The organism is Pseudomonadota bacterium, from assembly GCA_026388215.1.
In the GTDB taxonomy this organism is placed as follows: Bacteria; Desulfobacterota; Syntrophorhabdia; order Syntrophorhabdales; family Syntrophorhabdaceae; genus JAPLKF01.
The window spans coordinates 1-10,594 of sequence record JAPLKF010000247.1 but is presented as its reverse complement, the minus strand read 5'-3'; the positions used below and the strand labels follow the sequence as shown (position 1 = coordinate 10,594).

The 10,594-nt window shown below is 42.4% G+C and carries 6 protein-coding genes; 1 reads left to right on the top strand and 5 read right to left on the bottom strand.

What is annotated here, in order from left to right:
- The 5 genes from NTU69_11865 to NTU69_11845 all read right to left on the bottom strand — a co-directional run.
- On the bottom strand, positions 1-174 hold a 174-nt coding region (locus NTU69_11865; protein ID MCX5804203.1), incomplete at its 3' end, for a Zeta toxin family protein.
- 21 nt (positions 175-195) lie between these two features.
- Entirely contained in the window at positions 196-861 is a 666-nt protein-coding gene (locus tag NTU69_11860) for a DNA-processing protein DprA (GenBank protein ID MCX5804202.1), read from the bottom strand.
- Positions 862-1,090: 229 nt separating this feature from the next.
- Complete coding sequence (locus NTU69_11855; protein MCX5804201.1) at positions 1,091-1,957, bottom strand: DUF3800 domain-containing protein; 867 nt, start codon at positions 1,955-1,957, stop codon at positions 1,091-1,093.
- Positions 1,958-2,078: 121 nt separating this feature from the next.
- Positions 2,079-5,390, bottom strand: coding sequence for an Eco57I restriction-modification methylase domain-containing protein (locus NTU69_11850; GenBank protein MCX5804200.1), 3,312 nt, complete (start codon positions 5,388-5,390; stop codon positions 2,079-2,081).
- Positions 5,391-5,392: 2 nt separating this feature from the next.
- Positions 5,393-8,776, bottom strand: a complete 3,384-nt coding sequence (locus tag NTU69_11845) for a helicase-related protein (protein ID MCX5804199.1) — start codon at positions 8,774-8,776, stop codon at positions 5,393-5,395.
- Positions 8,777-9,002: 226 nt separating this feature from the next.
- On the opposite strand from NTU69_11845, the gene NTU69_11840 reads away from it, so the two are divergent.
- Positions 9,003-10,594: AMP-binding protein (locus NTU69_11840; GenBank protein ID MCX5804198.1), on the top strand; the 1,592-nt coding region annotated here is incomplete at its 3' end.

The window sequence follows — 10,594 nt, the reverse complement described above, 5'->3', positions numbered from 1 at the left end:
AACTTCAGGAGAAAATGGAGAGAGACCAGATGCGATTAAGTCGGCATTCACAAAATTCAGGCAATGTGCATAATGAGGAAGAAATTTTTTAACAAATGTCGTCTTTCCAGAACCGTTGGGTCCAGCAATGATATAGAGATTAGGACTTTTTTCATTATTTATAATAGATTTCATATATTTTACTTCATTGCCTCGTTATCCTGTCCCATGCGGTATTTGATGTAGCCGTGTAGATATTACGTTGCTGATAAAAAGGTCGGAGGTAACAACTTTAATTCCAAGAGAAATCAGGTGTTTATTGTAAGTGTTCGAGAGGGTGAAGATGGCTTTGCCCCACCCTGCAATCTCCAAACAGAGTTTTTCGGTTTTACCTTTTGGTTGGGCATGGGGTACAAAAATAATGTCAGCCAGTGCAGCGGCAAAATGATTCCGAGCATCTGCCCTTTGGGTGCTGATTCTATTTTCTTTTTCAATAAAAGGTGAAATGAAGAGAAGGCGACCCTCATCAAGAGGTTGTTGATATTCTTGTTTTATTCTCATATTTTTGATACTACGGGCAGGGCAGATAATTATTGGACTTTTGCAACGGAGCAAAATACTCAAGCACTCCTGCTCTATTTGGGAATGAAAACCCCCAATTGCCGTAACCTCAGAGTTTTTTAAAGATTTCATACAGTCATGGGTTTGCACAATGATACTCCCAGGGCATTTAACGGAGCAGAATACGGCAAGTTTTTTGTTATTAAGAAGCTCAATATTACCGATAGCTGTTATTTTGTCAGGGATGTCCTTCGTGAGAAATTTCTGTAAAGATTTTGGATACAGGCTATTGTCACGATTAATATGTGTTGTGATATTCATAATATTGCTATCATATCAATAAGCATTTATTTGAAATATTGTTTATGTACCTTTATGTATGATCCAGTCCGAACAAGCCCACGAAGTTCTCTGTTTGAGGTAACAGGATTTATTTCGATTTTCCTTGACATTCCCTAACCACTTCATTATATTAATATTAATCCAATTATTTGGAGGTGGATGGCCCGTGTAGGGCTAGCGTGAAAAGCCGAGTGTTTAGCTCGGTTTTTCATTTTATAAACACCTTTCCATAACCATAAATCTCCCCAGAATAAACATGCCTGTTCAGTTTATTTTCCATTGCATCGCACACCTTATTTCCGAAGGTCTCTACTTCTGAATCGGGTAATCTTCCGTTTTCCTTTAAAATCTGCTGTTTGAGAGGGTGGGCGAGCAGGTCAGATAATTGAAGCCCGGCTATATTTGCAGCCTTGGATTTGATCTTAATTTCTTTGCTCGTCAATACACCTTGGAAAAAATCGGAGTGTCTGAATTGTGTCCCTCCTTCGTAAATCTTTCTATACGCCTCTTTAAGTTGTTTATCTTCCGAACCCCCTCTGCTTTCCGCCATAACGTCACCCTTTGCATTATAAAAATGTAATAGCCCGCAATACCTCTCAAGAACTGCAGCAAGACAGAAATGATATGGGTGATAGGCAAATGCTTGATAACGCTCAATATGGGTCTTTTTATCGATAACAACCGCTATAACCGTGTAATCCATATCTCTAAAGAAAGTCAGTAAATCACTATTAAAATAGCTTTCCTTTTCAGAATCTCGTAGTCTCCAGAAACGCCCCCGTTTGTTCATTATGTCTGCTCTGTGAAAAATAAGAGGATCATCAATATCAAAAGTAAAGTGTCTTTTCTTGAGTTCTTCCATCTTCGGATGAAATGTGCTCTGATACATCTCTTTTTCGATTATGCAGCCTGTAATTCCGAGATAGCGCTTATCAGGTTTATTCAGTTCTGGATAGTAATCCCGAGAAAAATCGATAATACCTTCCTTTGTTTTTAACTGGAGTTTTTTTAGTTCTCTCTTCCCATAAGAATGATCACCGGATTCATCAATATATAGCCTGAAAATTTTTGTCACAAACTAACCCTTAGAATTTTTCCCATATTACACCTGACGTCGGCTGGTTTTATTTCTACGTCGTCCAGTTCACTCTGATAAGACTGGATTTCAGAGACAAGTGCAAACAGTTCTTCCCGGGTCATTCATCCTCCTGACTTCCAAGTCCCATACGGTATTTGATGTCGTAGTTGATGATGAAGTCGAGTTCTTCGTCGGTGAAGCCGTAGTGACGGGCGAGGACGCGGTCAATTTCGTCGATGAGGGGTTTAGAATGTCTCGGGTAAAACTCTTGGTAGATAATGTTGCCCGTCAAGCTTGATGTCTTCTCCTTCATTGCACTCTTTTCACTGTAGTCCTTCATGAGCTTTCCGCAAAGCTCCACAAGAGCCGAGAGATTGTCTTTCGAAATGGAGCCCAAATTAATTGGAAACTCCTGTAAGTCACTCGGGTTAAGGTCTCGACAGTTGGTTGTCTGGATGAAATACCAATAGAATAAGGAGCTACTGAGAACAGAGATGGCAGCATCGCGGATGGTTTCGGAGGCAAAATACAGATAATTCTCACGACTGGAAACTCCCAACTCACCGTTCAGCACGAAGCGTGGCTGGAAGTTAGTAAAAATTTTCCAGTAACGACCCCCACCAATTCGATAGAAAACTGTATGATTGGAGCGGTTGTGCAGACTGAGACTTAGTGAACCGGAACGAGAGACCAGTTTGCGTAAGATTGCAATTTCTGTTAGAACTGCAAGTTTTGGAACTACGTAAAGTTTCGGTTTATTTGTAAATTGGCAATATGTAATTCGGTCAAACAAAACGGGACGTTCATCAGTAGTCCACTTGGTAAATCCAGTCGTGAATTGATTTCGCTCACCGATAAGTCCAGACCCTCGTGCAATAATAATTGACAACAGGACTTCGGCGCCAACGAACAACTTGCTTGGGCGCTCTGCATAATTACTGAACCATGCGTTATGAGTCATGCTCCCGATGTAGTCTTGAACTGATTTCATTCGTTGGGTACACCCGATACTTATTGGAACAATGAAACCGAAACCACCTGCCCTGTTCATTAGTGTTAGGCTTCGCTCGGTAACAAAGGCGTACAAGTTAGAGGACGCCTCAGTAACGTAACCTTTTACCGAGTAAGCTTTCCTAACCTTCACGTATTCCACATAAGGGGGATTCCCGATGATAACATCGAATCCGCCATCTTTCAAAATGCCGTAGAATTCAACAAGCCAGTGAAATGGCTTATACAAAGAACGCCATGCCTCGTAATGAGTCTTTTCCCTGGCGTCGACTCCGTATTCCCCAGCGAGATAGAGATTCAACTCATCTTCCAGAATTTTGAGTCTTTTGTTTACCTCTTCCTTTGCATCGGAATAATCATGAGAATCCATGCCTTGCTCTGTTTGCATTTGCCGGAAGAGGTTAAACAGCTCGTCCAACTCCTGTGCGTTCTTTCTGATTTTTGCCATGGTATTTGCTGTACCCAGTCTGCTCGTGACCGTTTTTTCGACATCTTCATACGTAGCAAAACCAACCAGCGTATTCCCCGCTCTGATGTTGAAATCAATGTCGGGTAAAGGCTCAATCTTCTCTGCTTCATCTACCTGAGCCACAAGCTTGAGGAAGAGCCGGAGCTTGCAGATCTCAACTGCCTCCTCCATAATATCCACACCGAATAGGTTATTTATGATGATCGATTTAAGAATGAAGTATCGTCTATTGGGGTGGTTGTCTATCCTCTTGAGTATTTTCTTGAAATCTCCATATTTATCAGAACGGCGTTTCTCTCCTGACCGCCCCAAGTCATCGAGAAAAACCTCCATCCTGTCGAGACAGGCTTCATAGAGTGGCTCAAGAACGTTAAGGGCAGCAAAAAGGAATGCACCGGAACCACAGGTAGGGTCAAGCACTGTGATACCGTTCTCAAATTTTTCATTCGATTTTTCCGGTATCTTTCCGACGATGGCGTGCCAGAATGCCCGGAGCAATTCAGGTCCCTCACAGTTCTCAATTACATCCTGGGCAAACTGACGTATGTTCAGATTGTATGTGATGAAGTCATTAATTGAAGTTATTTCGTCGGCAATAGCCTTTGCCTTTACTTTTTCATACCATTTGCGCCGTGCCACAACCTCACGCCAGATTTCAGTAGGCAGAGCATACTCTTCCGGGGCTGACTTGTTCCACTCTGTGCGCTTCGAGACATCGTTCAAACCAACGGCAATCTCTTCAGGAAGCGGCAGGTTAACACCTTTGCGAACAGCTTTGTAAATATACCGGTCTGGATCGGATTGCAGCAGTTTCCAAACAGATTGTTCACCCTCAAAAGCAATATTGCATTTCTGTCTCGCTGCATCAAAGAGGAATGGGATAACAGTGTTTTTGCTTATGTATTCAGTGATGTCCTCTTTCGTGTAGTACGCGCCCATTTGTTTCTGGTTGATGTATTTCTCGAAGATGTAACCGAGGACATCCGGGTTGATTTCATTGTCAGCCCGAAGTGGACGTTCATCGAGATACCATTGGTACTGGTCAAAAAAATCAAAGAGTTTCTCAAAAGCGTTGTCAGTAATTTCAATCTGTTCACCGTAGAGTTCTTCTATCTGGTGTTTTAAAAACAGGCCACCATTAAGATACGGGATTTTCCCAAGCAGATGGTTCATTTCTTCTGACCGCTCATCTTCCTTTTTTGCAAATCCCTCAAAGAAAAGCGGGCAGAGAAACGCTTTATAAAAACAGTCTTTACTTTTTTCTTTACTCTGGACAAGTTTGTTTCTCAAATAATTGTCATCGCTATCGAGAAAACCTTTTTTTTGAATAAAGTATATGAACATAAGCCTGTTGAGCATCACCGATGTATACCATCGGAGCATCTCTTCATCAGGAATTCCCTCGATGAATTTGAGGAATGCATCGTGTTCTGTCTTAAATCGGTCATAGAATTTTTTTGTTACCTTTTCTACATCAAAGGCAGAACGTGTTCTTCCTGCCACATCCACAATGGTGAGATTTTCTTCTTCCTCGAGACTAAAAGCTAACGTTTGTAATTTCTGGATGAGAGAATCGCCGGGTTGATTCACATGGAAGGTATGTTCACGACATGCGGTGGGTTTCCCCAACTCTCGTTTCACCCACTGCCATATCTGGGTTGTCCTGTTATCATCTAAGTAGATTATGATGTGCTCATGGACAGACCTTGCAACCTGGCGTTCTATTTTACGTCTTACAGGATAAGTCGGTATGTTTTTATCATCTGGGTTTAAACAGAGGAAAATGACCATCCCCTTTTTCTCTGCAACTGCTTCAAGAACGTAATTCTGTCCATCAACTGAGATTTCAAGCTGTGTAGAATAATGGTCCCAACCAAGTTCCTCAATGAGAAGCAATTTAAAATCACAGGATTTGAGACAGTTACGAGCCCTATCTATTTCAATAGGCATCGTTATTCACCTTTCACAAGCCCCATAGAACAGATGATGCGCGGTTCCTGTGTCTGTTCTTCTTTGTGAATTATACAAAGACGGTCTTCATCACGAAGGGCTATAACAAGCTGCGCAAGCATTTCATCAGATATACCACTTCTTAACTGGCGGTTAAGGGTATCGATAGCTGATTGTCGGAGGGGGTGGTGGTAAATATCATCTATTGCTTTGAGCAGTTCCTGGGATTCAAAGAGCGTACCTTTTATCTCTTCAGTATAGCGTTTTAATCTCTCATACGTCCTGAATCTGGCTCCTGATGGTCTTCCCAATTGGCCGCCGATGCTTTTCTCTTCTTCAACTATTAGCTCTACTGCTTTTTGAACTAATATGTGATGATTTTCCATACGTGGTAACGGCGTGGTGTCAGGCTTACATTCAGCAGCTTTGAGTATGGAAAATTGTGACTCCGTAACGCTTTTCCCATCTTTGCCCATCCAGGCAAGGGAATCGTTGTCATCTGCTGTTCGGAGATATACCAGCACCCCTTCAGGCTCTTTTTCATCGGGATAGTGCAATTTTGTTCCGTATATGACTGGTGGTAATTCAGGGATTATTTTCTGGAGCGATGGGTTGGCGGTAATTGCATTCTTCCATATCTGGTATGCATACGATGCGAGGTCAACTTCTGTATCCGCATCACCATCAATGATGCCTGATTTTTCATTATAAACATCAACAATTGCTTGGTCGTCTCTATCGTCTTCAAAGAACGCTTCATCCGTACCAACTACCTCAGCGTTTTCCTGTAATCTCTGCCGTACCCTTGCACGCAGGCGAATTATACGCTCCACACCATCTGCCGGAAGGAATGAGTAACATATAATGTCTTCTGCCTGCTGGCCTATGCGATCCACACGTCCTGCTCTCTGAACAAGTCGAATAATAGCCCATGGTAAATCATAATTGACAATGGTAGAACAGTCCTGAAGGTTTTGCCCCTCACTTAAGACATCTGTAGCGATTAAAACACGGAGTTCATCTTCTGGTTTAATCTGAGCACGTTTATTGTTGCTCACAGGGCTAAACCGCCAGGCAAGACCTGTAGGATCAAGAGAATCACCTGTAACACCCGAAATGCTATTTATCCCTCGTTTCTTAAGTTGTGTTTCAAGATAATAAACCGTATCAGCAAATTGGGTAAAAACTATGACTTTCTCATAAGGATGTTTTTCTCCAAGCATTTTAAAAAGAGCATCAAGTTTTAAATCCTTTTGAGGGTTCCATTCCCCGTTGTCTTGAAGAATTCTAAGAAGTGCCTTTGCATCATTAGTTAAATCTTTGTAGAGTGTGTTTATGAAGAGATTGGGACGCAACCATTTGAAACGGCTTTTATATTGACTTGAATATTCCTCATAAACCTTCCTTGCCCGCTTTTTGAAATCTTCTTCTGTAAGGAGAACTGCTGGTATTTCATTTCCATATTCATTGTCTTCATCGTTCTCAAAAAGACTATCAGTAAATAACTTGGAGTCAATATCTTCATCGTTAATTCGAGTATCAAGCAGTTCAGCCTCCTGAGTGCCTATTGGCAGGGATTGCCCATTTTCGATTGCATAAAGATATATATAATTTCTGAGGATATGACGTGAAATGGATTGAATGAATGCATTGCCGCTGCTCTCTAAACGCTTGAAAAGATTAGTACGACAGAAACCCATCAAGCGCCTGCCTGCACGGGATAAGTCTTTAATAATTCTGTCTTCATTCTGAGTGGGCGGCTCATGAGGGTTAGGTGCTAAGTAATTTCCGAGACCATAGCGTGGAAGCTCCAGTCTGTTGATTGTATCAACTACATCTTGTGAGTATAGCTTTGCATATTGATCATCCGGATTTTTCTCGTCAATCTTAAAGGCAACCGTTTTCGGCATACGATTAGGAAAGTAGGAACGGGTACCATCTTTGAAGGTAAGATATTTACGGCCGTTTGCAGAATCTATTTCCGCATAATTTTCCTGTATGAAACTACGGGTACGGCGCACCATATAAAGGCGCATAAGCTCACGCCAGTCATCGGTATATGCACTTTTTTCGAAAGCTGAGAGAGAATGTACCGCACACTGATGACGACGAATAAATTCTGCCTCACCAATTTCTCGGAGAAATTGTTCGGGACGAACACCAAGGTTTTTATCTTCCGAAACAAAAAGGCGCAACTGGTTAGAAAGATCAAGGTAAGTTTTATTATATGGTGTAGCAGAGAGAAGAATGCATTTGCTTTCATTCTCCCGTATATATTCCTGGATAGCACGGTATCTCTTCCCTTCGCGATTCCTGAGGTTATGACTTTCGTCAATAATTATGAGGCGGTAGCGTCTAAGTTGCGGTAAATCCTGTATGACTCTGGTTATGGGAAGAACCTTCGCCCTTAAACGATATTCATCCCGATAGTCTTCCCACATCTTGACTAAGTTCTTGGGGCATAAAATAAGTGTTTCGAGATCAAAGTCATCCTCAAATATTTTTGCAATTGTTGTAGCAATAAATGTCTTTCCAAGACCCACAACATCCCCTACAACAACGCCGCCTCTCTTATTAATGTGGTGTGCAGCTATCTTTACTGCCGCTTTTTGGAATTCAAACAGTTTCTGGTCAAGCTCTCGTGGAATCTTGAATTCTGAGAGGCCAGCACGTGCCTCTTGCGAAAGGTGGTATGCCATCTTTATGTAGATATAATAAGGTAGAATAAGTTCTTTTCTTGCCCAACTTTCTTCAATGATTTTAACCAACTCATCAGATATATCGATGCACCAGCGGTCTGTCCATCGATCGTGAAACCATTTTACCAATTTCTGGCATGCATCAAGATCTAATACATCAATGTTTAGCTCTCCTTGTTGCGAAAGTCCTGCAAGAGTAAGGTTGCTGCTTCCGAGGTAGCCAATAACTGGGTTTATCGGATCAGAACGAAACAACAAATAAAGTTTTGCATGTAAGGGATGGCGAAGGAACAGTTTCACTATTACCTTTTTTGCTTTTATCTGTTCTGCCAGGCGACGAAGGCCTTCCTCATCCTCATTTGTTGGAATGCCTATAGTCAATTGGTTTTTAAATTCCTCTGCCAAATTTTTCTTAAGTCTCAAGGCAGTCTGGTTGTCAATGGTACTGTCTTGTTTAATTATGCTGAGGGCTGCACGTAAATCCTCATGGGGCAAACGTTGCATCCCTACGAGTATACGACAACAGTTTTCTTCCCCGCCAGCCCACCGATCTATATGAGCGGTAAGCCCTTTCCAGCCTCTGAGATTAAAATAGCCAACGCAAAAATCTGCTTTGTTGGATAGCTGAATCGTTTCCTGAAGGGCAGGCAATAAATGATTGTCTATGTTGTCGAATATGCGTGGCATTTAATTTATCATTAGCAAATCGCAAATGATTTTCATTAGTTCAATCCTATCAAAGACCCTTATTGTTGTCAAGGTTGAAGTTGTTCTTGTGGAAATCGAGAGAGTTAATGATTTTATTGTTTCCTTCCTGTTTATATGCTAAAAAAAATTAGCGATGAAATATATGGATTAGAAAATCCTATTTATATGTAAATAACCATACAAGGTCTGAAAATTTAGGGGGATTATGATACCATCATATGACGAACCGCTCATCAGCGGATTCGAGCGAGCTTGCGAGAAATATCCTGATCACCCGGCCATCATTTACATTGGTGAGAAATTTTCCTATAAACGACTGAAAGAGTTGATTGACCGATTTGCCACGGCCCTGTACGATCTGGGTGTAAGGCAGAACGATAAGGTAATGCTGTATATCCCGAATTGTCCGCAATTCCTCATCGGATATTTCGGCGCTCAGCGAATCGGCGCTATCCCGGTAACGGTTTCCCCTATTTATACGCCTTATGAAATCAGTTACCTTATCAACGATGCGGGCGCTGAGACGGTTGTATGTCAGGACACGAATTTCAGGTATATTGAAGAGGTTTTTCCAAAAACCTGCCTCAAGAGGGCTATTGTCACAAATCTTGTTGATTTACTTCCCTGGTATAAAAGAACAGTTGGCGCCATGTTTGATAAGGTGCCCAAGGGTGTTGTGAAATGGGATGGAAATGTATACTCCTTCAGAAAAGCAATCCACGACTATCCACCCCAACCCCCTGAAGTAAATATCAAACCGAACGAACACCTCTGCTATATACTGTACACCGGTGGCACAACAGGCTTCCCAAAGGGATGTCCTTCCACCCATACCGGGATGGTCTCGTTTGTTCAGGAAGTTCGTGCATTAGGGGAAGGCTATATTTCTGAAGGCAACGATGTGCTCATTATGGTAAATCCTCTTTTCCACCAGTTGGCACAAGGGGTTATCCTGGGGATGGTTTTAACCAAAGGAAATACCGCTGTATTGATGCCCACTCCTCAGGTTGATGCAATTTTAGAAGCTATCGAGAGGAACAGGGCAACCCTATTTCTCGGAGCCCCCACCCTATACCGCATGATTTTAGAAAACGACAGGCTAAAGTTCTATGACCTATCCTCTTTAAAATATTGCTGGAGCGGAGGGGATGTCCTTCCTTCTGAGGTTTATAACAGGTGGAAACAAAAATTTGGTCTCCCGATCCGTCAGATCTTCGGTTCAACGGAGGTTGGTTTCGTTGCAGTGAGTCCTATGGACAAGGAGCCTGTGCCTGGCAGTCTTGGTTTCCCATTGCCATCAAGACAGGTGAAGATTGTTGATCCGGATACACTGGAACCGGTTCCACCGAACATGGCAGGGGAACTGCTGGTTACCTCTGACTATATCCCGAAGGGTTACTGGAATAAGCCTGAAGAAACGGCAGAGGCTTACGTTGAGCTTGACGGCAAGATATGGTACCGGATGAAGGATTTTGTTCGGATGGACGATGAGGGACAGATTTATTATATGGATCGAAGTGCAGATGTCATAAAGCATAAGGGATTCAGGGTCTCTTGTTCAGAGATTGAGTCGGTTCTTCAGGACCATCCTGCTGTTGTTGGGGCATGCGTAATCGGTGTCCCCGATGAAAAGGTGGGGGAGCGTATCAAGGCAGTTGTAGTACTCAAACAGGATGCCAGAGGAGTGGGGGGAACCGACCTTACGAAATGGTGCCGGGACAGGTTGGCTGCATATAAAATCCCGAGTTACATTGAATTCAGGGATATGTTGCCAAAGTCCAAGGTAGGAAAACTTCT

What these genes read in the sequence shown, in the direction of transcription:
- NTU69_11860 (MCX5804202.1), bottom strand. Translation starts at nt 861, where the DNA reads ATGAATATCACAACACATATTAATCGTGACAATAGCCTGTATCCAAAA.
- NTU69_11850 (MCX5804200.1), bottom strand. Translation starts at nt 5,390, where the DNA reads ATGCCTATTGAAATAGATAGGGCTCGTAACTGTCTCAAATCCTGTGAT.
- NTU69_11845 (MCX5804199.1), bottom strand. Translation starts at nt 8,776, where the DNA reads ATGCCACGCATATTCGACAACATAGACAATCATTTATTGCCTGCCCTT.